Source organism: Jutongia sp., assembly GCF_057878315.1.
Genome location: NZ_DBLXSO010000007.1, coordinates 1 through 25426 on the forward strand (window position 1 = coordinate 1; position 25426 = coordinate 25426).

The following is a 25426-nucleotide window of genomic DNA, read 5'->3' on the forward strand; positions in this document are numbered from 1 at the left end:
CAGTTTGATTCCTATTAATTGTAGTATGATTGGAAGAAATTATAGATATGAGATGGAAGTGTCTACTGATGTCAACGAGGAGGAGTATATTATTCAATATGGTTTTGAGTTTGAATGGAAAGATAACGAAGATAAAGAACCAAGAATAGTATCAGAGTTTTTAAAGATAAAGCTCAATGAAAAGGGACAAAAGTTTACACAACTAATCAATCGAACTGCTGACACGGCATTATATAAGAGTTCGGAGACAGGAAGGTGTTCTTCGAAAATTAAGGTTGAGGATGCTGAATTAGTTGTCAATAAGTTGAGAGCTTATGATGAACTTTATTATGCTGAGATTATTACAAAACTTAATGGGATGAAAATATACATGGAAAATAATCTGGATGCAAAAAGCTTTTATCGACCAGATCCTATTATACGTAAAGGCTTTGAGGAAGAGATGATAAATGCAAATAATTTGCCACGCGTTATTTATAACTTAAAGAGGCAGCGTCCTGATAAGTTTGAACTTTTAAAAGATGTATATTCTCAGTTGTTTCCTGATATTGAGGATGTTATTGTCAAGAAATTCCAATTGAAGGCTGAGACGGGAAATCAACTTCCTGAGGATGCCCCTTTCGCCTTTACAGATTTCGTTTATGTATTATTTGTAAGAGAGAAGAACTTGGCTAATCCGGTAAACTTTTCGATGATGTCCGATGGAGCAAAGAGAGTTTTTATGATTTTGACCAAGGTAATTGTGTCCAGTGTTAGCAATATTTCACTGATAGCAATTGAGGAGCCGGAAAACTCAATACATCCCGGTTTGTTCCAAGCATATATCCAGATTATTAGCCAATTGTTGGACGATTGCAAGGTTATCATAACAAGCCATTCACCATATATTATTAGTTATCTTAACCTTTTATGGATTCATGTTGGCATGAATAGAAAAGCCGGAGTGGCTGAATTCTTTACATTTAGAAAGTCAGGACAGAAACAATTAGAAAATGATGCTGCCGGGTTTAATATGAGCATAGGAGATTATTTATTCTCGTTGCTTGCAGATTCCGAGAGCAATATAAGTGATTATTTGGAGTGTGATGCTAATGAGTAAATGTCTCGTGCTTTTTGTAGAGGGTGATACAGAGGTTGAATTTTATAAACAGGTAATTGCTAATGCAAGAAAACTACATCCTGCCGGAAAATTTGATACCTATATCGAATACAGAAGTGTAGGGGGTGTGGGTGGCTTTAAAAATATCGCTCTTAGGAAATTTATAAAACAGGTAAAGACTAAATATGACAACGATTGTGAATTTACGGTTGTTTTATGTAGTGATACAGATGTTTTTGAGTTCGCTTCTAAACCACCGATAAAGTGGAATGAAGTCAAGAAAGAGCTTGAGGCTAATGGAGCTAAGAAAGTCATACATGTGCAGGCGAAAAGGTCAATTGAAGATTGGTTTTTACATGATCTTGAAGGGATTTTGAAATTCTTAAGGTTGGCTAAAAATACAAAAGTATCCGGAAAAAACGGATATGATAAACTGCAGCGTTTGTACAAGCAAGCCAATAAAATTTATATTAAGGGAAATAAGAGTAATGGTATGATAGCTCATTTGGATATTGATAAGATTGCAGATGAGGTAAAAGATCAATTGAATCCTTTATATAAGGTGCTTGGCGTAGATAAAACAAAATAAAGTTTGGTATGTAAGAGCATAGCTCTTTACATAGAAAAAGCCAGAGCTTGACTCTGACTGATTCCCTTGCCAAAGAAGGTCTTTGGACATATTTTTTTCGCAAATTAATAATAACAAAGAACACCTTCTTTGGCAAGGAGATTTTGCAAAGGAGGTATAGTGATATGGCAGTACATCATGGCGGTAAAGTCGGTAACGCAGCTAAGAAATTGGCTAGTAAGTCAACCGGCAAGAGTACCAAGAGTAAAGCTGGAAAAACATTAGCTACTCACAAGGCAAGGAAACATTGACTTGAGTAGTTGGTAATCACAGACCTGAGCAAGTCTCAAAACGGCTCTTTTATTGATGAAATTAACATATAGGAAAATGTAATTATGAAAGGAGAAATAATATGAATTCTTATCACATTAAAAAACACAGAATCAATAAGCTGCATATACCTGAAACTTACGACATAAATAAAATACAATTGGGAATTCCTGTGACTGCTAATGAAGCGGCTATTGTTGGATTGAAGGAAGTCGGACATATTGTATTGCCGTCCGGAAAATTTGGACCTCAGAGTAAAAGAAATGCTTATGGGTATTCATATACAGATAAGTCAAAACCGAAAGAGCGCCGTTATGTTTCAACAAATTGGATATATCCACATGGTAATACCAATGCCTCAGAGATTGCCGTGGACATACATAAACCGTGTTATCCTAAAATTGAAGTAGAAGCATATGGAATAGAATTACAGTTGTATGAAGGGGATGATAATCAGCAGTATGTTATTGTCAATATGACGGATGAAATTAGAAAAGACCATATGAAAGAAGCAATTAATTTAATGCTTGAAATATATGGAGAATGTTATGTGTATGATGGAGTGATTAGTGTCGATAAAACAATCAAAAGGCAGAGATGTAACTGGGAAATGCTTCCGCAGGGAGAGATGCCAAGTAGACATGTAAAAAAACAGTTAAAATCAATGAATAAAAAAACGGACACATATGATATCGCAAGATTAAATTATATCGAGGAATATAATGTTGCAACATGTGTAGAAGGAATAAATGGATTTAAGGGATATTATGCATATTTATTTGATAAGTATTGTGTGCTTGAGTGTGCAATTTATGGAAATGCGACATATATAATTCCAAAGGATAATTGGGAAGTAATGAGTCAAAAGACAAAAAAAGAGTTGACTGACGAAAAGGTGCTGATCGCCAAATTAGATCACAGACGAGATTGGAAGACAAATATAGCGAGCGTGTTCAAAAAATTGGAAATTATAAAAGAAAACCGAGAAGGCAACTAATGTCTATTGAGCAATATTAGAAAGTTGTGGATTCATCAGGTGAAGAGATTGCTGCTTAAGAAGGTAAAAAAGCAGAAGCGGTTAGAAAGTCTGCTTCTGCGTCAAAAAGATCAGTAAGTCGATTTTAATTTGATTGTAGTAGGTTCGTTACGTTGTTTTTGGGATCAAATGCTGGAAATGAAGAATATAACAAAAACTGCCGCCCCGTGGATTCCACGGAAGCGGCAGTCTCGTTCATATTTGTAATAAAAATAGTTTCTGTTTATAAAAGGTTTGGCAGCGATAGTGTGGTCAATTACTGAAGGAGTGACAGAACACCCTGGTTAGCCTGATTAGCCTGTGCAAGCATAGACTGACCAGCCTGCTGAAGGATGCTGTTCTTTGAGTAGTTAACCATCTCCTCAGCCATATCTGTATCACGGATACGAGACTCAGCAGAAGTGGTGTTCTCAACAACGTTATCCAGGTTGTCGATGGTGTGCTCAAGACGGTTCTGAACGGCACCAAGTGCGGAACGCTGCTCAGATACCTTAGCAACTGCATCAGCGATTGCATCGATAGCGTATGTAGCAGCCTTACCGGAATCATCAGCTACGTTTAAGCCCTTAACTCCAAGGTAAGAAGAATTCATTGTCTCGATGTCAACATTGATCTTGTTGGTCATGTCGGCATCAGAACCTACATGCAGGTTGAAGGAAAGTTTCTCAGCAACTTCGGTCTGACCGGTTTTGATATAAAATGTGCCTGTACCATTATCCTTAGTTACACCAGTATAAGTTGCATTGATTCCAACTTTGGCATTTCCCTCGGTATCTCCAATCTGGTTAGCTGCAAGCAGTTCTTTGGCTGCCAATTCATAGGCTTTACCCTTGGAGATGATGGAAGTGTTGGTGTCATCAATTCCATCATCCGCAGTGCCACCGTTAGTGCCTGCATCGTTGATAAGTGTGACCGATTTTGTTCCCACTGTAATAGTTGCACCTGCAGGAGCGTTAGCTGCTAAATTTGCTGCTGATGCGGTTGCTGCTCCACCTACACTTGTGGCTGTTGCGGCAGTTTGGTCTGCTAAGGTTGACGGATCTTCAGAATAATAACCAGCAGAAATTGTGTTATTGTCTTTTGTTTTTACTGTGTTAGCATACCATTTATATGTTTTGCCATTAACCGTTACATCTTGATGATTCGTATCGATATCTAATCCATTTGATCCGAATGCATTAGTTATATCAGCAGCTTCGCCACCAATAGTATACTCCTTACCACCAATAGTAACCTTGTCGCCAGCATTCAACTCGTCCATAACAAAAGTAGCTGTTCCATTACCATTATCTGTTAATGTACCTTTCAGACCTGCATCATGAGCCTTCAGATTAAGCTTCTTTGTGCCATCATCGCCCTTCAGTAGATAAGTCTCGTTGAACTTTGTTGTCTCAGCAACACGATCGATCTCGGTTGTGAGCTGTGAAATCTCATCCTGAATAGCCTGACGATCAGACTGGCTGTTTGTTCCGTTAGAAGCCTGTACTGCCAGCTCGTTCATTCTCTGAAGCATTGAGTGAACCTCTGTCAGAGCACCCTCAGCTGTCTGTACTGCGGAAACACCGTCCTCTGCGTTGGTAGATGCCTGGTCAAGACCACGGATCTGCTTTCTCATCTTCTCAGAAATCGTAAGACCTGCTGCATCATCTGCTGCACGGTTGATTCTGTAACCGGAAGAAAGCTTCTCGGTTGACTTGGAAAGAGAACCGGTTGTCATTCCAAGCATTCTGTTTGCGTTCATCGCTGTAATATTGTGCTGTACTATCATAGTAGTTACCTCCTTGTTTGAAACAGGCAGATTCCTTTCTGCCCGTGTGCTATGTTTCGACACCGCAAGTGCGGCATCATATTACAATTATCATTGATTCGGTTGTGTTAAATTGTTGCCTCCTTTCGTAAAACAGAAACGCTATCTAACAAATGTCGCATCCTACTCTGAACACGCATAAACAGGGCGTTCGCAGACTTCCGTATTTCATAAGAAAGAATTAAAATAAAATTGCAGCAATCCGCGGAAAATTGCATTCCGCAGAAATACAAAAGGTAGCATTACCGGAAAGGAAAATATTATGAGTACAACGTGTCCCATCAGGAAAGAAGAGGATTTGCAGCGATTTAAAAACTATTATCTGGAAAAAGGAAACATGAGAAACTACCTATTAATTGTGGTAGGATTGAACACGGCATTGCGCATTGGCGATGTCCTGAAATTAAAATGGGAAGATGTCTACGACGAGCACTGGGGCAGATTTCGCCGGCATCTGCATGTAGTCGAGCAGAAAACGGGTAAACAAAATTACATTGCGTTAAACGATTGCATTATATCCACATTGGAACAGTGTTATCACGGTCAAAAGGGTGAGGAATACCTGTTTTGCACCAATCGTCATGTCAACCAGCCGATCAGCCGGAGTCAGGCGTGGCGGATCATCCGCAAAGCCGCCGAGGAAACCGGGCAGGACGAGCACATCAGCTGCCATTCCCTGCGCAAAACATTTGGCTATCATGCATGGAAACAGGGCGTTTCCCCGGTTATGCTAATGATGATCTACAACCATTCGTCCTATCAGATCACAAAACGCTATCTCGGAATCGTACAGGAAGAAAAAGACGACGTGTTTTACCATATAAAATTATAGAGAATTTAATAAGAAGTATTTTGAAATCCATATCATGTGCCAAGGGCTTTTCTTTGCCACAATATTTTGTTCGAATCCGTAAAAATAAAAAATATACAAAAATTTCAAAAAAAGGGTTAAGTCCTTGGTAAATAAGCCGATAATATAAGTGTAATAAAAAATGCGACATTTGTTAGAAAATGTATCCTTCCCGGCTGGGCGGTCGATCGTACCTGCACAGAAGCCAACGGAGCGTGGCACCGGAAAGGAGCGGCTAACACGCTGGCAACAGCACATCATCTACAACAAAATAACGTAACCTCCGCCGGGTTCGGCGGATCATTTCACACACTGCACATGGAGGTGCAGTGGTAAAACAAGGAGGTAATTACTATGATAGTACAACACAACATTACAGCGATGAACGCAAACAGAATGCTGGGACTGACAACCGGTTCCCTTTCTAAGTCAACTGAGAAGCTTTCTTCCGGTTACAGAATCAACCGTGCAGCAGATGATGCAGCAGGTCTTACCATTTCTGAGAAGATGAGAAAGCAGATCCGTGGTCTTGACCAGGCATCTACCAACGCAGAGGACGGTGTTTCTTCTGTACAGACTGCTGAGGGCGCTCTGACAGAGGTTCACTCTATGCTTCAGAGAATGAACGAGCTGGCAGTACAGGCTTCTAATGGAACAAACTCTACATCTGACCGTCAGGCAATCCAGGACGAGATTGATCAGCTGAATACAGAGATTGATCGTGTATCTGAGACAACAAAGTTCAATGAAACTTATCTGTTAAAGGGCGAGTCCGGAACAAAGACAATTGACATGAAGGCTCATGACGCAGGTCTGAAAGGTACTTTAGTTACCAATGGTGACGGAACAGCAACATTTACTATGGATTCTTTTGCTGTAGGTGATAAAGTAAGTATTGGCGGAAAAACATATACTATCGGTGCAACAAAAGCTGATACGGATGATTTGATTGATGCCGCTTCTCAAACTGGCAAAGAAAAAGATATTACTATTAATGGTACAACATATAAATATCTTGCAGAATCTGGTAACAAGGATGACTCCTCAGCATCAGATCTAAAAGGTGGTTATTATGCGGACGGAAAATGGGCAACTGGTGTTACTGCAAAATCTGCTGCTGATTTGAAAGCTGCTGCTACTGCAGGATCGACGGTAAGTGTTGCAGGAAAAGAACTTACATCTCTTAAAGATGCAGACGCAACAGCAGGTGTAAAATCTAACGATCCAACAGTTATTACTAAGGCAAAAGCATACGAATTAGCTAAGAAAGAATTACTTGCTGCTAATCAGATTGGTGATACTAAGGGAACGGCTGCTGTAGCTGACAAAAACGCTGGTGCTGCAGATGGTTCATTTACGATTACTCTTGGTCAGGCAGATGTTGCTAACAGCTTAAGTTTCAGTCTTCACGTTGGTGCCGATGCCGATATGACCAATAAGATTCAGGTAAATATTGATTCTATGGACTCTGAAAGTCTTGGTATTAAGGGTCTTAATGTAATGGATGATTCTGGAAATGCTGCCACATACGCTATCGATGCCATTTCTGATGCAGTTGCTAAGGTTTCTGCACAGCGTTCTGCACTTGGTGCCGTTCAGAACCGTCTGGAGCACACCATCGACAACTTGGATAACGTTGTTGAGAACACCACTTCCGCTGAGTCTCGTATCCGTGATACAGATATGGCTGAAGAGATGGTTAACTACTCAAAGAACAGCATCCTTCAGCAGGCTGGTCAGTCTATGCTTGCACAGGCTAATCAGGCAAATCAGGGTGTTCTGTCACTTCTCCAGTAATTTGCTGAGAGACTTTGAGTACGCCGCATAAATAGAATAATATATTGTTGCATTTCAAAATGCTTGTAGATGATTTCACCGCCGGTCCGATAAGGACTGGCGGTGTTTTTGTAAAGCAAATTTAAAAGGCGCACTGTTGCGATAAAGCATAATATAACAACGATAAATAATAAGACGCGCAGAGGGGCAGAAAGTACAAGTTCCCGTATAATTTATGCAAGACCTGTTTCGCAAGCAGCTGCACCAAATGCCGATGCCCCAGATGCCCTATCGAATAATATATTTTGTACCTTTGCCGTTTCCTTTCACTGTGATCACGCCTTTTTGACACATTTCTTTTAGCAGCTTTGCTGTTTTTGATTTACCGAAAGGTGCATATGGTGCAATTTCACTGATTGGCTTCAGCATCGTCTTGCTTAAAAGCTTATAGATCACGATTTCGTCTTCTGTCAGATCAGCACTTTTTTCAAATATTGGAAGCACAATTTTTATGGCATTTTCTGATATTTCAAAATCCGGTTTTGTCAAACCTTCCGCATACAGTTGTTTTATTCTTGTATTACCTGTTCCAAATATTTCTGCAAATCCCAATCCATAAAATACATTTGCAAGATTTCTATTTCTTAAAATTGAAAGTTTACCAGACAGATATTCTTCCTCTGTTATTCCGGACGGCAGTCCACTCGGAGAAACAATTTCAAGTCGATCATCAAACATCGAAACTCTGATTTGTGATTCCACATCCCATACCCTGTGAATCAGCGCATTGGCGATTGCTTCACGGAAAGCTGCTTCCGGTATTTTCTCTATTTTTTGTCGATCGGCGCCTTGTATTACTTCATATTGGTAATAGTCTCTGAAGACATCAATTGCCTTATCATAGACCTCTAAAACAGATATATTTTCAAAAGTTGATCTCTTTTGAATGATACTGATGTTCTCTCCGAATTTGATAGTATCAATCCCCGGAAAATGATTTTTATCTGCCAAAAGTCCGGCTGCATTATTGAATCCATTTCGTTCTTATTGAATATATTATATGCAAAACAATCGAAAAAACAATTGTATTTTTTTACGATTGCTTTTTCGGTTGTTTTTATTTTGCTGTTTTATATTCGTTTTTTACTATATCTTGCTTTGTCGCAACAGTGCGCCTTTTAAATCTGCTTTACAAAAAACACCGCCAGCCCTTATTGGACTGACGGTGAAATCATCTACAAACATTTAAAATGCAACAATATATTATTCAATTTATGCGGCGTACTCAAAGTATCTCAGTAAATTACTGGAGAAGTGACAGAACACCCTGATTTGCCTGATTAGCCTGCGCAAGCATAGACTGACCAGCCTGCTGAAGGATGCTGTTCTTTGAGTAGTTAACCATCTCTTCAGCCATATCTGTATCACGGATACGAGACTCAGCGGAAGTGGTGTTCTCAACAACGTTATCCAAGTTGTCGATGGTGTGCTCCAGGCGGTTCTGAACTGCACCAAGTGCGGAACGCTGCTCGGATACCTTGGCAACTGCATCTGCGATAGCGTCGATTGCGTATGTAGCAGCCTTACCAGAGTCATCAGCGACCTTCAGACCCTTGATTCCAAGGTATGCAGAGTTCATTGTCTCGATGTTGACACTGATCTTGTTGGTCATGTCAGCATCAGAACCTACATGAAGGTTGAATGAAAGCTTATTAGCAACATTGGCAGTACCTTTTGTAATAGTAAATTCTACACCATCAGTAGAAGAATACGCTGCCTTTTTTTCTGCTGTAACAGTACTAGCATCATCTACGCCAATCTGATTAGCGGCAGTTAATTCACCTTCCATTAACTCAACAGCCTTTGCTGCAGTGATAATGGAAGAATCTGCTTTATCAACTTGAGGATCGGCGCCTGTTGCATCAATCGCAGTTAATGATTTTCCTTTATATTCTACAGTGGATCCATCTAGTACCTTCGCCTTTAAATCAGCCACCGTATATTCATTATCACCCGCATTTGTTGTACCCTTAATTGTGTATACGGTTCCATCAATTGTCACAGTATCATCCTCTGCAGCTGTTTTAAATAAATCCTGTGCTTCCGTTTTTGATGCTCCAATTGTATACTCTTTACCACCAATAGTTACGCTCTTTCCTGCATCCAATGCACCAGCGGCAACTTTAAATGTTGCTGATGTAGCACTGTCAGTCAATGTTCCTTTCAGACCAGCATCATGCCCATTCATGTAAACATTCTTTGTGCCGTCATCGCCCTTTAACAGATAAATCTCATTGAACTTTGTTGTCTCAGCAACACGATCAATCTCAGTATTCAGCTGTGAAATCTCGTCCTGAATAGCCTGACGGTCAGATGTAGAGTTTGTACCGTTAGAAGCCTGAACAGCCAGCTCATTCATTCTCTGAAGCATAGAGTGAACCTCTGTCAGAGCACCCTCAGCTGTCTGTACTGCAGAAACACCGTCCTCTGCGTTGGTAGATGCCTGGTCAAGACCACGGATCTGCTTTCTCATCTTCTCGGAAATCGTAAGACCTGCTGCATCGTCTGCTGCACGGTTGATTCTGTAACCGGAAGAAAGCTTCTCAGTTGACTTAGAAAGGGATCCTGTTGTCAGACCCAGCATTCTGTTTGCGTTCATCGCTGTAATGTTGTGTTGTACTATCATAGTAATTACCTCCTTGTTTTACCACCGCACCTCCATGTGCAGTGTGTGAAATGATCCGCCGATCCTGGCGGAAGTTACGTTATTTTGTTGTAGATGATGTGCTGTTGCCAGCGTGTTAGCCGTTCCTTTCCGGTGCCACGCTCCGTGGGCTTCTGTGCAGGTACGATCGACCGCCCGGCCGGGAAGGATACATTTTCTAACAAATGTTGTATTTGTACAATGCCAAAAACGCTTTATTTATGCGTGTTTGGAGGGTGTGCATGAGGCGTTATGTGAATTGTGCATAAATTGTTTTGGTGATTTTGACGAAGCGTGCCGTGTACAAAACGGCATCGGTTTATCGAATTTTTATCAATTCCGGCAACTTGTCCAAAAATAAATTTTATTTTCGGCAATACAGAGAAAAGTCAGTTTTCTCTCGACACGGCACTGCCACCGTGCTACAATCCGTACAAAGCATATTTCTATTATCTGTTCTTCAAAACATCTTGGAATTTTCAATGCTTTTACCATTTCAATCACTATAAAAGCAGGAAAATTTCCGGGAGAAAAGGAAGTTCTTCCTGCCATACCGAAGGGAGGAACTTTATGGGAAGAAAGGATACTTTATCAACGGAATATCTGTCTGATAATGCAAGGTTTGCGGATATCTGTAATTATTGTCTGTTCGACGGTCAGGATGTGATCCGGGCGGAGGATTTGCGGGAGATGGATACGAAGGAGTTTCTGGAGCTTGCGGCACTGCACAATATAGAGTATGCCGCTGCCAAGGTTATTGAAGGATTTACCGATATTAAGATGGATCATAACGAAAAGGAGGAATTTAATATGTGTAAAGCATGGGAAGATCATTACCAGTCCGGAGTCCGCGAGGGTCGCGAGCAAGGACTTGAACAGGGGCGCGAGCAAGGACTTGAACGGGGTCGCGAGTTGGGACTTGAACAGGGGAAAATATTGAATCTTATTGAATTAACCATCAAAAAGATTCTTAAAAATATTCCAGCCGAGGAAGCTGCGGATATGCTCGAGGAAAACGTGACATTAATCGAGCGCATCTATGATGCTGCCAGAATGTGTGCTCCCGATTATGATGTAGACAAGATCTATGCCATATTGCAGCAGTAATCGTCTCATATGCAGTAAACACATAAATACATCGACAAAAGCTCGATGAATGATAGTATATCAAAGAAAATATATAATTACAGAGAATTCTCAATCTCTGCAGATCTCACTTTCTCTGGTGTGCCTTGCGGTATCCATTGGGGGTGCAGCCATACCGCTGCAGAAACATTTTGGAGTAGTAGCTTAAGTGGTTGAAACCGCAGGAGGTGGCGATCTGGGTGATGCTGAAGGCGGTATCGCAAAGCAGGTTGCAGCTGATCTCCATACGGTAGTTGTTCAGGAAGGAGATTGGTGACTGGGAAAGGTATTTCTGGAAGATACGGCAGCATTTACTGCGGCTGACCACGCCGGCTGCAGCGATATCTTCGAGCGTGATATGATCCTGATAGTGCTGGTAGATATATGATACCATCTGCTTTTGAATCTGAATGTCGGGATCTTCCAGGCTGGAGATGACATTTTCCTCCATGTTGCAGTTCTGGTAGATCAGACTCCAAAGCTCATAGAAGTATCCGAGCAGTTGGAATTCATGACTGCTCTCCGCAAGACGGTGGCATTCAAGGATCTTGTGGAAAAGTGCGGAGAACTTCCCTGCATCCGGTCCGGCATGGTCAACAATGACGATGTCCGTGGCGTAATTTAAGATGGGATGAACGTATCTGCGGTACATGTAATTGCTTGCCTTTAAAAGCTCCGGATGGATCAGCACAACCATGAATTCGCATTCCCTCCGGTTGTTGTCATATCCATAATGAAGCTTACGGGAATTTATAAAAATCGTATCGCCTTTTTGCAGGAGGTATTTCTGCCCGTTGACCTCATAATTCATCTCACCATCGAAGATATACAGGAGTTCAAGGTCATCATGCCAGTGGCAGAGAGCTCGCATATCTGTGTAGTTTGACAGCGATCGTTCCTGAACGGCGAAAGAGATTTCAGGGGAGTCGTAATGGATGATCTCGGATGCATCCTGCATGATTTCTATATCGATCATTTGTAAATATCCTCCACAAAATAATACAAAAGTTATAAATATCGTTACTAAAATGATATTATTATGCCTTATTTCATTGTAACATACTTTTATGAAAGAAAGAATACACAGTTACACATGGAAAAGGAGGAAATGATTATGAAACGTAGATGTTTCAACAAGTTTACCGCTCTGCTTCTGGCAACTGCCATGGTATTCACGATGAATGGTGTTACCAATCTGGCATCCGCTGCAAAGACAAAGGCAAAAAAGAAGATCACGTTGAACAAGACTTCTTTGAAGCTGACCGTGGGACAGAGCAAGAAGCTGACCGTTAAGAATAAGCCGGCTAAGGCAAAATTAAAATGGTCAACCAGTAACAAGAAAGTAGCAACTGTGAAAAACGGCAAGGTGAAGGCAGTGAAAAAGGGAACTGCTAAGATTACCTGCAAGGTAACTTATAAGAATAAGAAGAAAAAGGTTACTAAGAAGCTGACCGCTAAGGTGACAGTGAAGGCAAAGAAAAAGAATGTACCAACACCTGCAGCAACAGCAAGTAATGGCGCGATCGCAACAAAAGCACCTGCAGCGACAGCTACTGTAGCACCTGCACCAACCGTAGCACCAACACCGGAGCTGCCGAAGGATAAGGCAGAGCTTTTGAAAATGTCCAATGTTGGCGAAGAGCATCAGTCAGCAAACGGAATTACTACAAAGGATAACGGTCTTATGAGAAAAGAGCTTTCTTCTCAGGATCTGATGCCTGTAATGTCCCTTGGATGGAATCTGGGTAACCAGATGGAGCAGTCTAACTGCATGGGCAACTGGACAACACTCAAGGAGTGTGAGACAAGTGCCGGTAACCCAATGGCAACACAGAAGACTTTCGATGGACTTAAGGCATATGGTGTCAACACAGTTCGTGTGCCGGTAGCATGGTCCAACTTCATGTCAACCGATGGTAATTATACTATCAACGAGGATCTGTTTAAACGTGTAGAGCAGATCATCAACTATGCATTAAATGATGAGATGTATGTTATCATCAACATCCATTGGGATGGCGGATGGTGGGGAATGTTTGGTGCTGAGGAGATCGATGCCAAGGATACACCGATCCGTGATCAGGCATGGAAGAAATACAAAGCTTTCTGGACACAGATTGCAAACCGTTATAAAGAATATTCCGATCATCTGATCTTCGAGGGAGCAAACGAGGAGCTCAGCGGTCGTCTGAACGATGATTATCAGCATCCGGAGAAAGGTCAGTCAAACCAGACCGGCAAGCTTCCTAAGGATGGTAATGCAATCTATCAGCTTGTTAATCAGATCAACCAGACATTCGTTGATATTGTAAGAAGCACAGGCGGCAACAACGCATATCGTCATTTGCTGATCCCCGGTACAGGAAATGAGTCCTGCGTGATCGGGGGTTATAAGAGTGATTACTATGAGACAGACGGTACGATGGATGATCGCTACCGGATGCCAAAGGATACAGAAGAGAATGGTAACAATAAGTTAAGCGTATCGGTTCACTACTATGATCCGACAGACTACTGTATCTCTGCAACTTCTACAACCACTTGGGGTTATCGTGACACATGGGGCACCAAAGAGGACTACGAGTACATGACCGGTTCATTGGCTCGTCTGAAGAAGTTCACGGATCAGGGCTACGGCGTGATCATTGGTGAGTGTGGCTGCGTTAAGGGTTATAAAGACAATGTGATTGATTTTACAAGAGAGTTATTTAAGCAGTGCCTGGCAAGCGGTTATTGCCCGGTAATGTGGGACGAGGGTCATTATTACGAGCGTAAGAGAGGCTACTTCGCATACGGTGATGTCGGAGAGCTTTTCGCAGAAATAACAGGCAATAAGGTGCCTGAGCTTCCGAAGAGTGCTAAATTAGTAAATACAGGAATTTCCGTAGTGCCAACTGTTGAAAATGAGAATCCTAAGGTTCTTTACACATGGGAAGGCGAGTTCATGCGCCACACCGGTGATCCGGAGGCAAAGATCATCGCAAAAGAGAGAGGAGATATCTTTGATCCTGTTTACCATGGAATCGGTTACACCACAAGCATTACCGATGCGGATGGCAATCCGACCGATAAGCTGCAGGCGATCATTAACAAAGAGTACTGGAACATTCATCTGAATGTAGACTGGAGTCAGATCGAGGAGCCTTGTGTCCGGATCTATCCTGCGGACAACGATGCAAGTAAGGGCGCTGATCTTCAGGTAGGATATATAGAGACAGAGGACGGTGCTGCAAAGTTTGATGTTGATTATGATCAGAATAACAATCAGATCTGGGTTGGCAAGTATGTGAAGCTGGATGCAGAAAATCTCAAGGGAAATTATCCATGGCTGTGGATCACCACCAATACTTATACCGGTGCATCCTATGTCAAGATCGAGATCTGTGACGGTGCATACAATGCAGATGGAACCGAATTTAAATACAATAACTAGTTGTTTTCTTCCTTATAAAATGAAATAGATTTGCACAGAATGGGACAGAGTTCATGCTGGGAACTCTGTCTTATTCATTGACGAAATTCAGTCAATCAATTATAATAATAACACATGCTTTTACAGGAACCTTCTATGCGATTGTGTAGGAGGTTTTCGTTATTATGCGATATATTCGCACTGCGAAAGAAATGGGGTTTTCAATACATTATAATTATATAGGATGATTGGAGGAGACTATGCAGGAGAAGTTAGATCAGTGGATCAATTGGGTGGAGTATGACGAATTACTGGAGGGCAGACATAATGCCCCTCACAATATACTGGGACTTCACGATTTTGGCAAGGGACAGGTATTTACCGTGTATCGTCCGGAGGCGAAAGCAGTTACCGTGACAGATATGCGCGGAAACCATCCGACCGAGCTGGAAGAGGTGGAGCCGGGCAGCGGATTTTTTGGGAAATATGTCGAGAACCGCAAGAAGCTTAAGGCACCATATCTTCTGAATATCAAGTACGGTGAGGATGACGTGGTAGTGACTGCAGATCCTTATTGCTTTGCACCACAGCTTTCCAGCCTGGATCTTTATTTGTTTGCAGAGGGCAAGCACTACCAGATCTTTGATAAGCTGGGTGCTCACCCGATGGAGATCAATGGTGTTAAGGGTACATATTTTGCAGTCTGGGCGCCTCATGCGAGAGCCGTCAGTGTGGTCGGTAACTTTAATATGTGGGATGGCAGACTGCATCCGATGCGTACGTTGGAGGTATCCGGTGTTTATGAGCTGTTTATCCCGGGGGTGGAGCCATGGGCGGTATACAAATATCAGATCCTTACCCGGAATGATGAGATACTTATGAAGGCGGATCCTTATGCAAATTGTGCAGAGATGCGTCCGGATAATGCATCTGTTGTTGCGGATCTGCGGGGCTTCCGCTGGACAGACCGCAAGTGGATGACCAGCCGCCGCAAGGAGACGAGAGACAGCCGCCGTAAGGAGCCGATCGCGATCTACGAGGTGCATCCGGGTTCCTGGCGTAAGAAAGACGATGGTACCGAGGACGGATTTTATAATTACAGAGAGCTTGCAGTAGAGCTTGCTGCTTATGTGAAGGAGATGGGATATACCCACATTGAGCTGATGGGTATTGCGGAGCATCCGTTTGACGGCTCCTGGGGCTATCAGGTGACCGGATATTATGCACCGACGCGCCGTTATGGTTCGCCGGAGGATTTCATGTATTTTGTTGATTATATGCACAGTCAGGGCATCAGTGTTATCCTTGACTGGGTGCCGGCACATTTTCCGAAAGATGCACACGGTCTGGCACAGTTTGACGGTCAGGCACTTTATGAGCATCCGGATAAGCGTCGTGGTGAGCATCCTCACTGGGGCACACTGATCTTTAACTACAAGAAGAAGGAAGTGGAGAACTTCCTGCTTGCCAATGGACTATTCTGGCTGAAGAAGTTCCATGTGGACGGACTTCGTGTGGATGCGGTGGCATCCATGCTGTATCTGGATTATGGCAAGAATGACGGCGAGTGGCTGCCAAATGAGAAGGGCGGCAATGAGAACTTTGATGCGATCCATTTGCTGCAGCATATGAATCAGGTTGTTGAGAAGGAAGAACCAGGTACGATGATCATTGCAGAGGAGTCTACCGCATGGGCGGGAGTAACCTCTCCGGCACAGATGGGTGGTCTTGGCTTCCTGTTTAAGTGGAACATGGGCTGGATGAATGATTTCCTTGAGTATATGCATATGGATCCGCTGTTCCGTGGACCAAACCACGGCAGACTGACCTTCAGCCTGCAGTACGCATACAGTGAGAATTTCATTCAGGTGCTTTCGCATGATGAGGTTGTGCATGGCAAGGGATCGATGATCAATAAGATGCCGGGAGAGCTGGATGCAAAGTTTGCCAATCTGCGTACGGCATACGGTTTTATGTATGGTCATCCGGGCAAGAAGCTTTTGTTCATGGGACAGGAGTTTGCGCAGTTCCGTGAGTGGAGTGAGGCGAGAAGTCTTGACTGGAATCTGCTGGGTGAGGAACGCAATCACCAGATGCAGGACTATGTGAAGGCGTTGAATAAGCTGTATCAGGAGTACGATGCACTTTATGCGAATGACTTTGATCCGATCGGCTTCGAGTGGATGAGCTGCGAGAATGCAGACATGAGCGTGGTCAGCTTTGTGCGCCGCGGATCCACTGCTAAGAAGCAGCTTTTGTTCCTGTGTAACTTCACGCCGGTGACAAGAGAGGATATGCTGTTCGGCGTTCCGTGTCCGGGAACCTACAAGGAGATCTTATCTTCCGATGAGGAGAGATTCGGCGGAACCGGTATTGTCAATCCGAAGGTGCTTACAGCGAAGGAGGAGCCGTGTGATGGCAGGAATTATTCGATTCGGATGACGCTTCCGCCACTTTCCGTGACGATCTATGAGTACGATTACAAAGAGAATAAATAATCCGTAGCATGATGTCATAAAAAGGGCAGAACCGGCGTTTTGTCCTCCAGGAATTGCTTCGCAATTCTCGTTGACTTAACACTACATTACGAGCATTTTCATATACCATAAATAAAACAGACAAGCTTTTCCTCTCAGAGAAGCTTGTCTGTTTTTGAATGGAAGTTTTATTTGCGAATATAATTACCGGAAACATATCCGGTTGTCACCGTGTTTTTCCTGATGGAGAAGCATATCTTATACCAGGTTGTTCCCTTGACCTTTTTCGTGCCAAGCAATGGTACAAACGTGTTCTTCGGAATGCTGGTGATCAGTTTGCCGGTTGTGCCGGCTGTCTTGCGCAGATTGAGTTTTGCTGTGGTACAGCCCTGCGTGTAATAGGTCAGACCGGACTTTGCCTTTGCATAGCCGTTATACACTTTTGTCGATGTGTGATAACGGAAATGATGGAACTTGCTGCCATCACTGCGGTAGGTTACGCCGACATATTCGACAGGCATTCCTTTTTTAAGTGTCATCAGCTTTGCAGCGGTTTTGACCGGTTTTTTGTATAGGATAAAGCTTTTCTTTACAATGCCGGACTGGCTGGAAGACTTCGTGGCAGCCGTCAGTGTCGTATAACCGGAGTAGACCGTGCCGTCCGAGTTCTTATGAAATGCCCGGATCTTATAATAATATTCGTGATTTTTGGAAAGACCGCTGTTGGTCCAGGTCGTTACGTCGGGGTCATTGATCTGCTTTACCTTTTTGAAGGAGCCGTTGTAGGTGTTCTTGCGGTAAATCTGATATCCATCGGCGTCCTCTACATCATTCCAGCTGAGAGTAAGCTTCTTGGCGGCAGGTTTTGCCGAAAAGTCTGTGACTTTGTCGAGGCTGTCCACATCATCCGCAGTCGGAGCCGGTGTGGCTGTGGCAATTGCTCCCGGTGTTGCACCATGGGAAAAGACCGGTGAGGAAGGGCTTCCGGTCGTATACCAGAAATTCATATCGACATTGCCGGAGATCCCGTCCACAGAACCGGAGCTGGCGTACTGCCACATACTGTAATTGCCGTAGAACTGAGCGGTGGCATTGTTCACAATGTTGTTGTAACGGGCAACCCAGATCTCGTATTTCTGTCCCAGTGCCTCGCCGTCCAGATTGTTATTCAGGTCGCTGACATTTGCGTAGATCATCGGTGTGTAGCCGCTCTGCTTGACATAATCGCAGAAAGCGGAACAGATTGCGGTATTGGTAGTTCTCGGAAGACCGCCGTGACGGCTGTTGCTGTTTAACTCCCAGTCGATCACGACAGGCATGGTGATCGATGATTTATAAGGAGCGAGTGTCGATACGACATACTGTGCCTCGGCGACTGCCTCATCGACATTGATCGCCTCGGTCCAGAAATATACGCCGAGAGGAATGCCTGCTGCGGCTGCATCCTTAATATATGTAGTAAATTTGGAATCGGTGACGAGAGAGCCGTTGGAGTAACCGCGGTAGCCCAGACGCAGAATTGCGAAATCAATGCCGGCAGCTTTCACATTGCTCCAGTTGATCGTGCCCTGATGATAGGAAACATCGATACCGTTGTAGATACTCATGCCGTCAAAATTGGATGCATGTGTGTAGGTCTTGCCGGTGTATGCACTCACGGAAGAGCTGTAGCCCTTCAGACCGGAGGTGGCGGGATTCACGGAAAGAAATCCTCCGGATCCCTGCGCATCCGCTGAGAATGTGGAAACAGCAGAGTCTGCGCCGGAAATATTCTCCTCGGCGGCAGGTTCATACTGACCGGTAAGACGCTCGTAGCCGGGATCGTTCTGATCGGCAGGAAGCGCCTGCGGTGCAGCCGTCTGTGAAACAGCCTCAGCAAATCCCCCCTGTGTCTGCTCTGCAGCCAAAGCAGTGCGTCCCGGTATGCAGGATAGTGACGAAAGGACCATAGATACACTTAACAGTGTACTGATCACAAAATGTTTTCTCATAAATACCTCCTATATGTAAATGCCCTGTGCCAATATGGTTAGTGTAATGTGATTGTTTGTCAAAAATGTGATTGTTTGCATAATATAATACAATCCGCGATATGATATTCAGTCATAAAATTAGGTAGAAAAAAAGCCCCAACCCGATAGACTTCTATCAAATTAGGACCTTCAATGCGCGATCAGGGGTTCGAACCCTGGACACCCTGATTAAGAGTCAGGTGCTCTGCCAGCTGAGCTAATCGCGCTCATCGTCTTTGCGACAACGAATTCATTATATACAACCCGCCGACAAAATGCAACCCTTTTTTACAAAAAAATTAAAAAAAATGTGAAATTTTCTTGAAGAAATCCGGAGGATACTTTGCAACACCATGAAATCGTGGTATACTGGGACAAATTGAAAAGTCGTTACAGAAGTAAGGTTTTATGACGATTGATGCCTGCGGTTTAAAGCCTGCGGGAGGAGAAAGGGATGGAATATTTTTATGAATAAAATAACATTCAAAAGGAGATTTTGTGGTGTACTGGCGATATTATGCTGTGTCAGTATGCTGCAGTGGCAGTCGGTTCAGAGGACACATGCACTAGGACGTGCCGGTGTATCGGTAAGCAGGCGCACCGGGACCACGGCGGAGCTTACCATGAAGAAGATGTCTGGAGTGACCGGTTATCAGGTGTTTCTTTCCACTAAGAAGAAAGGAAAGTATTCCCAGATCGGTGCAACACGCACAACCTCATTTAAAATGAGCAAATTAAAGAAAAATAAAGTATATTATGTAAAGGTTCGTGCCTATAAGACCTCCGGTTCCCGGATCGTTACCGGAAAGTATTCCTCCGTGGTAAAGATTGGCAAGTATGTTGCCGTGACAACGGCAGACAAGTATGCGGCACAGGTATTAAAGCTTGTGAATGAAGAACGCGCCAGGGAGGAGCTGGCACCACTTAAGGCGAGCACAGCACTCGACAAGGCTGCCTGTATCCGTGCGAAGGAGCTTGTGACACAGAATTCTCCGAACCGTCCGGATGGAAGAAACGGCTGCAGCGTTCTGACTGATGAGAAGATCGTATACGAATCTGCAGGAGAGAATATTGCCTCCGGCTGCAAGACGCCGAAGGATGTTGTGGAGAAGTGGATGGCAGATGCCGGACACCGTGCACAGATCATGTCGACCGATTATGCTTATATGGGGCTTGGATATTACAGCACCACAAAGGGGGAGAAATACTACTGGTCACAGATTTTTACCAACTGATTTTTGAAAAAATAAAAAAATTTCAAAAAAGGGGTTGCATTTTATAAAATAATCTGTTATTATAGCAAAGTCGCTTGCGAGAGCACAGCGACATGAGCGCGATTAGCTCAGCTGGCAGAGCACCTGACTCTTAATCAGGGTGTCCAGGGTTCGAACCCCTGATCGCGCACTACTTTGAAGCATCTGATAATTATCAGGTGCTTTTTTTGTATATTCGTATATTCCTCCACTTACAAAACATTTTGCATATAAGAAGAGTGAGTGCTATACTTAATGGAGTAAATTGAACATAACCGGAGAGCAGCAGGGATACTCCGGATATTTACAGTATGGTATTGCATAATACGAAATGGAGGGTCTGGCATGATCGCACAGAAAATGATCAAGTATGTGGAAGGAAGCTCGGTTACAAGAGCGATGTTTGAGGAAGGAAAGAAGATGGCTGCCCAATACGGCGCAGAGAACGTATACGATTTCAGCCTGGGAAATCCGAGTGTGGAACCGCCGGCTGCGGTCAAGAATGCAATCTGTGAGATTCTGGAGCAGGAATCTCCATGTTATGTGCATGGATATATGAACAATTCCGGTTACGAGACAGTGCGCGAAGCCATTGCGTCCTCACTGAATAAACGCTTCGGGACATCCTTTGGAGAGAAGAACATTCTTATGACTGTTGGTGCAGCCGGAGGACTGAACGTTGTCCTCAAAACACTCCTTGACCCGGAGGATGAGGTCATCGCATTCGCACCGTATTTCGGAGAATACAACAATTACGTTGCCAACTTTGACGGCAAAATGGTTGTAGTTGCTCCGAATCCACCGGAGTTTCAGCCGAATGTTGCGGAGTTTGAGACAAAGATCACACCGAAGACAAAGGCGGTTATCATCAACAATCCGAACAACCCGACCGGTGTTGTCTACAGCGAGGAGACGATCCGTGCGCTGGCAGCCGTTATGGAGAAGAAGCAGAAAGAATACGGCACAGCCATTTATCTGATCGCAGATGAGCCGTATCGTGAGCTTGCGTACGATGGTGTGGAGGTGCCATATCTGACGAAATATTATGATAATACGATCGTCGGCTATTCCTACAGCAAATCCTTATCCCTGCCGGGTGAGCGTATCGGTTATCTGGTGATCCCGGATGAAGTCGATGATTTTGAAAATGTGATCTGCGCCGCCAATGTAGCAAACCGTATTCTGGGCTTTGTCAATGCGCCGTCTCTGATGCAGCTTGCTGTTGCAAAATGCCTGGACGAGCAGACCGATGTGGCTGCGTATGACAGAAACCGTAAAATGCTGCTTAATGCACTGACGCAGTACGGCTATGAGGTTGTAAAGCCGGAGGGTGCTTTTTATCTGTGGGTGAAGACACTCGAGGAGGATGACAGTGCATTTGTGGCAAGAGCAAAGGAATACAATCTGCTGGTTGTGCCGGGCAGCTCCTTTATGTGTCCGGGCTATATCCGTATCGCTTACTGTGTGGATCCGGAGATGATCAAGCGGTCACTGCCTGCCTTCGAGAAGCTTGCAAAGAGCTATGAGAACGAATAAAGCCGGCAACAGTGCACAGATAATTACGAACAAAAGAAAAAATTACAAAACAGTGCACAAAGAATAATTATAAAGTGGTGCATAGGAATTACAAATAACAACGATATCAGACAGAAATGAGGACGACCAATGAGTACATGGAGAGATAATTTAAGGACAATTGAACCGTATGTGCCGGGAGAGCAGCCGAACCTGCCGGACATGATCAAGTTAAATACCAATGAGAATCCGTACCCGCCATCACCAAAGGTGGTTGGGGTACTCAAAAGCTTTGACTGTGACAGTCTGCGTCTCTATCCGGATCCGAATTCACAGCTTCTGGCAGACGCCCTTGCGAAAAGATATGGCCTTGCAAGTGATCAGGTCTTTTTGGGAGTCGGTTCCGATGATGTGCTTGCAATCGCATTTATGACATTTTTCAATTCAAAGAAGCCGGTTCTTTTCCCGGACATTACTTATTCATTCTACGATGTGTGGGCAGAGCTGTTTCAGATTCCGTATGAGAGACCGGCGCTGGATGAGCATTTTGATCTGATCCGGGAGGATTATTATAAAGAAAACGGTGGTGTTGTCATTGCCAATCCGAATGCACCGACCGGTGTGCTGCAGAATATGGATTTTCTGCGTGATGTCATCGAGCATAACCGTGATGTGGTGGTCATCATTGATGAGGCATATGCGGACTTTAGCGAAAGCTCTGCGCTGGAGCTGACGAAGGAATACGACAATGTACTGATCGTGCAGACCTACTCCAAGTCGCGTGCGCTTGCCGGCATGCGTATCGGATATGCGATGGGTAATCCGGAGCTGATCAAAGCAATGAATGATGTCCGCTATTCCTACAACAGCTATCCGATGACGAGACTTTCCGTGGCACTCGGTGTGGCAGCGCTCGAGGATGAGACCTATTTTCAGGACACTGTTGCAAAGGTGATCGAGACGAGAGAGTGGACGAAGGAGCAGTTGAAACGTCTTGGATTTTCGTTCCGGGATTCCCAGACGAACTTTATCTTTGCCGCTCATGAGAGCGTACCGGCTGTTCAAATCTTTGATGCGCTCAGAGAAAAACATATCTTCGTGCGTCATTTCAGCCAGAAACGGATCGACAATTATCTCCGGATCTCCATCGGTACGAGAGAAGAGATGGAGCGTTTTATTGAGGAGACAGAGAAGATCGTAGCAAATGCCGGCAAGTAAAAGAGGCTGTTTAAAGCGATACGAGGAACGTAAAAATGTCTTACCGTAACGGCGGTTAATCCGGATCAATGGCGATCACGGCAGAGGAGTGAAAGCAGTCCGTATCATGCGAAAAGCTGCAGTTTCCACCGTGTGTATCGCAGATATGACGAATACTGCGGAGACCATAACCTGTATGAGACACTTTTGTCGACAGGTAATGGTCTCTTTTTTTGTTGACATTTCCGTCAAAGCCGTTGTCGATCGTGATGACAAGCATGTTGCCGTGAACAGCAAGGCGGACCGTAATGCTTCGGTTGCCGGGCAGGGCGTGGTCTGCTGCGGTATAGGCATTTTCCAGAAGATTGCCGAGCAGCGTGGCAAGCTCCGAATCGGAGAGACCGGTGGATGGAATCGGTGTGGCGGAAATGTCCATCCGGATCTCATTTTCCTGACAAAGCCGGCGGTAATGATGCAGGAGCATGTTCACGACCGGAAGATTGGAATACGACGGAGTGGCAAGATGGTCGATCTGACGGATGTGGTCGGACAGATATTCGACGAGTCCCTGTGTGTTTCCGGCCATTGCATAGCCCTGCAGAACGATGAGGTGCTGGCGGAAATCGTGCCGCATCCGTCTTGTTTCTTCGGTATTTTTGATCATATTCTGATAATACGTCTGCTGCAGCTCGAGCTGGCGGGTTGTCTCCTCCAGCTGCTTCTGCGCTTCAAACCGCTTCTTCTCTCTGGCGAAAATCTGAAAGAATATAAAATAGATCATAAACGTACACAGGATCAAAGCGATGTAAAGATACAGGATGGTCCGGTTGTAAATTCTTCCGTCAGACATCGGGAAAAATTCAAATATCAGTATCAGAAAGAGAACAAGTGCGAGCTGACAGAGCTGGCGGTATTCTTTTGGATCCAGAAAATCGCAAAGCGGAATAAATTTGTGGTGCAGGAGAAATAACAGCGGCGGGATAAACAACAGCGTACACAAAAGGATCATCGGGATTGAGACATTGTCGTAAGGCAGCCCGTCCGCCGTCATGTGTCTGGAAAGATGGGAGCAGATGATGTTGTTAAATGAATTTATAACAAATGCTGCGGTCAGCGCAAACAGAAAAACAAACAGCTTCTTGGAGAAGATACCGCGAGTCAGATAAATATACATCAAAAGACAGGGGATCATTGTTGCCATAAAAAGCAGATTGGCAGCGAAAAAGAGATCCTTCTGTGGAATGATCGAATATTTGTACAGGAGTATGCATAGAGTAGAAAAGATTGTGCTAAGCAGCAGGGTTCCGCCACTCAGAATCAGATAGGTCTGTCTGCTGCGAAAACGGTAATGATCCCGGAAGGCGTAGATGCAGAGCAGTCCGAAGGGGAAGCTCTGGAGAAAGTATCCCACCAGAAGACGTATCAATAAAAGCATAACTACCTCCCTTCTGCAGCACTTGCAGTCTGTAAAATCAGAAAAAGCATTCCGGCCTGCAGCCTTTTTGAGCTTACCTTTCTGTCAGCGCAGTCATCCGCGTTCCCGCGTGATCCGGCAAAGATAGTCCTGATACTGCTTCTTTAGTTCGTTGCGCTTCTTGCGGGACAGCATGATCTCCAGATCATTATCGAGGATCAGATGATCATAATAAAACGCACGGATATGCGGCATGGACACGATAAAGCTGCGGTGTGGCTGCAGAAAACGGTCGTCCAGCTTTTCGTTTAGTGACTGCAGCGGATCGTAGGTGGAGATCGTCTCACGCTCCGTGTGGATCAGCGTGCGTTTATGAAAAGACTCCAGATAAATGATCGATGCCATCGGGATGGAGATCAGACCGGAAGCCGCATGGAGCTGAAGCTGCGGGGAGAGCCTTTGATGTTCCATACAGCGATCCAGCGCCTCGAACACATCCTTACGGTCAAGGGGCTTGATCAGATAATGTGTCGCCTTGAGCCGAAAGGCGTCAATGGCAAACTCGCGGCTGGTGCTGATCACGATCACATAGCGGGGACGGAAGCGCGGCGGAATGCTTTGGAGCATATCGATGCCGGACAGATCTTCCATATAAATATCCGTAAACAGAATATCGGCGTGGGGATTTTTCAGAAAATCCCCGCCCCGCGGAAAACAGAGGATCTTCATATCCGGTCCGATACCGTGAAGCGCATCGTATTCCCGGATGCAGCCGGTCAGATAGTCACAGACCGCCGGATCATCATCGCAGATTGCAATGGTCATAGCAAACCCTCCCCTCGTTCGATGAA

19 protein-coding genes and 2 tRNA genes are annotated in these 25426 nt (G+C 44.3%); 13 read left to right on the forward strand and 8 right to left on the reverse strand.

Going from position 1 to position 25426, the window contains the following annotated elements:
* From ACZLMD_RS02540 to ACZLMD_RS02555, 4 genes are all read left to right on the forward strand, one after another.
* Positions 1 to 1099, forward strand: a 1099-nt coding sequence (locus ACZLMD_RS02540) for an AAA family ATPase (RefSeq protein ID WP_489495069.1), incomplete at its 5' end; no start/stop codon positions are given.
* Positions 1092 to 1688 carry a hypothetical protein gene (locus ACZLMD_RS02545; RefSeq protein ID WP_489495070.1) on the forward strand — a complete coding sequence of 199 codons (597 nt, stop codon included), beginning with the start codon at positions 1092 to 1094 and terminating at the stop codon, positions 1686 to 1688. The genes ACZLMD_RS02540 and ACZLMD_RS02545, both read left to right, overlap by 8 nt.
* A 164-nt stretch (positions 1689 to 1852) precedes the next feature.
* Complete coding sequence (locus ACZLMD_RS02550; protein WP_489495072.1) at positions 1853 to 1978, forward strand: hypothetical protein; 126 nt, start codon at positions 1853 to 1855, stop codon at positions 1976 to 1978.
* A gap of 101 nt (positions 1979 to 2079) precedes the next feature.
* On the forward strand, positions 2080 to 2994 hold the full coding sequence (locus ACZLMD_RS02555; RefSeq protein ID WP_489495073.1) for a hypothetical protein: 915 nt from the start codon (positions 2080 to 2082) through the stop codon (positions 2992 to 2994).
* Positions 2995 to 3289: 295 nt separating this feature from the next.
* On the opposite strand, the gene ACZLMD_RS02560 is transcribed toward ACZLMD_RS02555, so the two are convergent.
* Positions 3290 to 4801, reverse strand: coding sequence for a flagellin N-terminal helical domain-containing protein (locus ACZLMD_RS02560; RefSeq protein ID WP_489495074.1), 1512 nt, complete (start codon positions 4799 to 4801; stop codon positions 3290 to 3292).
* A 301-nt stretch (positions 4802 to 5102) separates the two neighbouring features.
* Here ACZLMD_RS02560 and ACZLMD_RS02565 point away from each other — a divergent pair, with 301 nt between their 5' ends.
* Positions 5103 to 5672, forward strand: coding sequence for a tyrosine-type recombinase/integrase (locus tag ACZLMD_RS02565; protein ID WP_484108693.1), 570 nt, complete (start codon positions 5103 to 5105; stop codon positions 5670 to 5672).
* 372 nt (positions 5673 to 6044) lie between these two features.
* The gene (locus ACZLMD_RS02570) at positions 6045 to 7487 is read left to right on the forward strand and encodes a flagellin N-terminal helical domain-containing protein (protein ID WP_489495075.1); all 1443 of its coding nucleotides are present in this window, start codon (positions 6045 to 6047) and stop codon (positions 7485 to 7487) included.
* Between the two features lie 267 nt (positions 7488 to 7754).
* Here ACZLMD_RS02570 and ACZLMD_RS02575 read toward each other — a convergent pair whose 3' ends face one another.
* Together ACZLMD_RS02575 and ACZLMD_RS02580 are read right to left on the reverse strand one after the other, a co-directional pair.
* Positions 7755 to 8477: an ATP-binding protein gene (locus ACZLMD_RS02575; RefSeq protein WP_489495076.1), complete on the reverse strand. Its 723-nt coding sequence runs from the start codon at positions 8475 to 8477 to the stop codon at positions 7755 to 7757.
* A gap of 292 nt (positions 8478 to 8769) precedes the next feature.
* Entirely contained in the window at positions 8770 to 10152 is a 1383-nt protein-coding gene (locus ACZLMD_RS02580; RefSeq protein ID WP_489495077.1) for a flagellin N-terminal helical domain-containing protein, read from the reverse strand.
* 588 nt (positions 10153 to 10740) lie between these two features.
* On the opposite strand from ACZLMD_RS02580, the gene ACZLMD_RS02585 reads away from it, so the two are divergent.
* A complete protein-coding gene (locus ACZLMD_RS02585; RefSeq protein ID WP_489495078.1) occupies positions 10741 to 11277 on the forward strand; it encodes a hypothetical protein in 537 nt (178 codons plus the stop codon).
* 106 nt (positions 11278 to 11383) lie between these two features.
* On the opposite strand, the gene ACZLMD_RS02590 is transcribed toward ACZLMD_RS02585, so the two are convergent.
* Positions 11384 to 12271: an AraC family transcriptional regulator gene (locus ACZLMD_RS02590; RefSeq protein ID WP_486817865.1), complete on the reverse strand. Its 888-nt coding sequence runs from the start codon at positions 12269 to 12271 to the stop codon at positions 11384 to 11386.
* 138 nt (positions 12272 to 12409) lie between these two features.
* Here ACZLMD_RS02590 and ACZLMD_RS02595 point away from each other — a divergent pair, with 138 nt between their 5' ends.
* Positions 12410 to 14728 carry a cellulase family glycosylhydrolase gene (locus ACZLMD_RS02595; protein WP_489495079.1) on the forward strand — a complete coding sequence of 773 codons (2319 nt, stop codon included), beginning with the start codon at positions 12410 to 12412 and terminating at the stop codon, positions 14726 to 14728.
* 239 nt (positions 14729 to 14967) lie between these two features.
* Positions 14968 to 17205 carry a 1,4-alpha-glucan branching protein GlgB gene (glgB, locus tag ACZLMD_RS02600; RefSeq protein WP_489495080.1) on the forward strand — a complete coding sequence of 746 codons (2238 nt, stop codon included), beginning with the start codon at positions 14968 to 14970 and terminating at the stop codon, positions 17203 to 17205.
* Positions 17206 to 17372: 167 nt separating this feature from the next.
* Here the strand turns inward: glgB and ACZLMD_RS02605 are convergent, their stop codons facing one another.
* Both ACZLMD_RS02605 and ACZLMD_RS02610 read right to left on the reverse strand, forming a co-directional pair.
* Complete coding sequence (locus ACZLMD_RS02605) at positions 17373 to 19175, reverse strand: glycoside hydrolase family 25 protein (protein WP_489495081.1); 1803 nt, start codon at positions 19173 to 19175, stop codon at positions 17373 to 17375.
* A gap of 175 nt (positions 19176 to 19350) precedes the next feature.
* Positions 19351 to 19423 (reverse strand) — tRNA-Lys (locus ACZLMD_RS02610).
* A 240-nt stretch (positions 19424 to 19663) separates the two neighbouring features.
* Here ACZLMD_RS02610 and ACZLMD_RS02615 point away from each other — a divergent pair.
* From ACZLMD_RS02615 to hisC, 4 genes are all read left to right on the forward strand, one after another.
* Positions 19664 to 20431: a CAP domain-containing protein gene (locus tag ACZLMD_RS02615; protein ID WP_489495082.1), complete on the forward strand. Its 768-nt coding sequence runs from the start codon at positions 19664 to 19666 to the stop codon at positions 20429 to 20431.
* A 96-nt stretch (positions 20432 to 20527) separates the two neighbouring features.
* Positions 20528 to 20600, forward strand: a tRNA-Lys gene (locus tag ACZLMD_RS02620).
* A gap of 194 nt (positions 20601 to 20794) precedes the next feature.
* Positions 20795 to 21985, forward strand: a complete 1191-nt coding sequence (locus tag ACZLMD_RS02625; RefSeq protein ID WP_455056369.1) for a pyridoxal phosphate-dependent aminotransferase — start codon at positions 20795 to 20797, stop codon at positions 21983 to 21985.
* Between the two features lie 129 nt (positions 21986 to 22114).
* A complete protein-coding gene (gene hisC / locus ACZLMD_RS02630) occupies positions 22115 to 23182 on the forward strand; it encodes a histidinol-phosphate transaminase (protein WP_489495083.1) in 1068 nt (355 codons plus the stop codon).
* 55 nt (positions 23183 to 23237) lie between these two features.
* Here the strand turns inward: hisC and ACZLMD_RS02635 are convergent, their stop codons facing one another.
* Both ACZLMD_RS02635 and ACZLMD_RS02640 read right to left on the reverse strand, forming a co-directional pair.
* Positions 23238 to 24596, reverse strand: coding sequence for a sensor histidine kinase (locus tag ACZLMD_RS02635; protein ID WP_482523000.1), 1359 nt, complete (start codon positions 24594 to 24596; stop codon positions 23238 to 23240).
* A 93-nt stretch (positions 24597 to 24689) separates the two neighbouring features.
* Positions 24690 to 25400, reverse strand: a complete 711-nt coding sequence (locus ACZLMD_RS02640) for a LytR/AlgR family response regulator transcription factor (RefSeq protein WP_489495084.1) — start codon at positions 25398 to 25400, stop codon at positions 24690 to 24692.
* Positions 25401 to 25426 lie beyond the last annotated feature (26 nt).

Coding starts and splice junctions, on each gene's coding strand:
- ACZLMD_RS02545 (WP_489495070.1), top strand. CDS start 1,092: ATGAGTAAATGTCTCGTGCTTTTTGTAGAGGGTGATACAGAGGTTGAA.
- ACZLMD_RS02550 (WP_489495072.1), top strand. CDS start 1,853: ATGGCAGTACATCATGGCGGTAAAGTCGGTAACGCAGCTAAGAAATTG.
- ACZLMD_RS02555 (WP_489495073.1), top strand. CDS start 2,080: ATGAATTCTTATCACATTAAAAAACACAGAATCAATAAGCTGCATATA.
- ACZLMD_RS02560 (WP_489495074.1), bottom strand. CDS start 4,801: ATGATAGTACAGCACAATATTACAGCGATGAACGCAAACAGAATGCTT.
- ACZLMD_RS02565 (WP_484108693.1), top strand. CDS start 5,103: ATGAGTACAACGTGTCCCATCAGGAAAGAAGAGGATTTGCAGCGATTT.
- ACZLMD_RS02570 (WP_489495075.1), top strand. CDS start 6,045: ATGATAGTACAACACAACATTACAGCGATGAACGCAAACAGAATGCTG.
- ACZLMD_RS02580 (WP_489495077.1), bottom strand. CDS start 10,152: ATGATAGTACAACACAACATTACAGCGATGAACGCAAACAGAATGCTG.
- ACZLMD_RS02585 (WP_489495078.1), top strand. CDS start 10,741: ATGGGAAGAAAGGATACTTTATCAACGGAATATCTGTCTGATAATGCA.
- ACZLMD_RS02590 (WP_486817865.1), bottom strand. CDS start 12,271: ATGATCGATATAGAAATCATGCAGGATGCATCCGAGATCATCCATTAC.
- ACZLMD_RS02595 (WP_489495079.1), top strand. CDS start 12,410: ATGAAACGTAGATGTTTCAACAAGTTTACCGCTCTGCTTCTGGCAACT.
- glgB (WP_489495080.1), top strand. CDS start 14,968: ATGCAGGAGAAGTTAGATCAGTGGATCAATTGGGTGGAGTATGACGAA.
- ACZLMD_RS02605 (WP_489495081.1), bottom strand. CDS start 19,175: ATGAGAAAACATTTTGTGATCAGTACACTGTTAAGTGTATCTATGGTC.
- ACZLMD_RS02615 (WP_489495082.1), top strand. CDS start 19,664: ATGAATAAAATAACATTCAAAAGGAGATTTTGTGGTGTACTGGCGATA.
- ACZLMD_RS02625 (WP_455056369.1), top strand. CDS start 20,795: ATGATCGCACAGAAAATGATCAAGTATGTGGAAGGAAGCTCGGTTACA.
- hisC (WP_489495083.1), top strand. CDS start 22,115: ATGAGTACATGGAGAGATAATTTAAGGACAATTGAACCGTATGTGCCG.
- ACZLMD_RS02635 (WP_482523000.1), bottom strand. CDS start 24,596: ATGCTTTTATTGATACGTCTTCTGGTGGGATACTTTCTCCAGAGCTTC.
- ACZLMD_RS02640 (WP_489495084.1), bottom strand. CDS start 25,400: ATGACCATTGCAATCTGCGATGATGATCCGGCGGTCTGTGACTATCTG.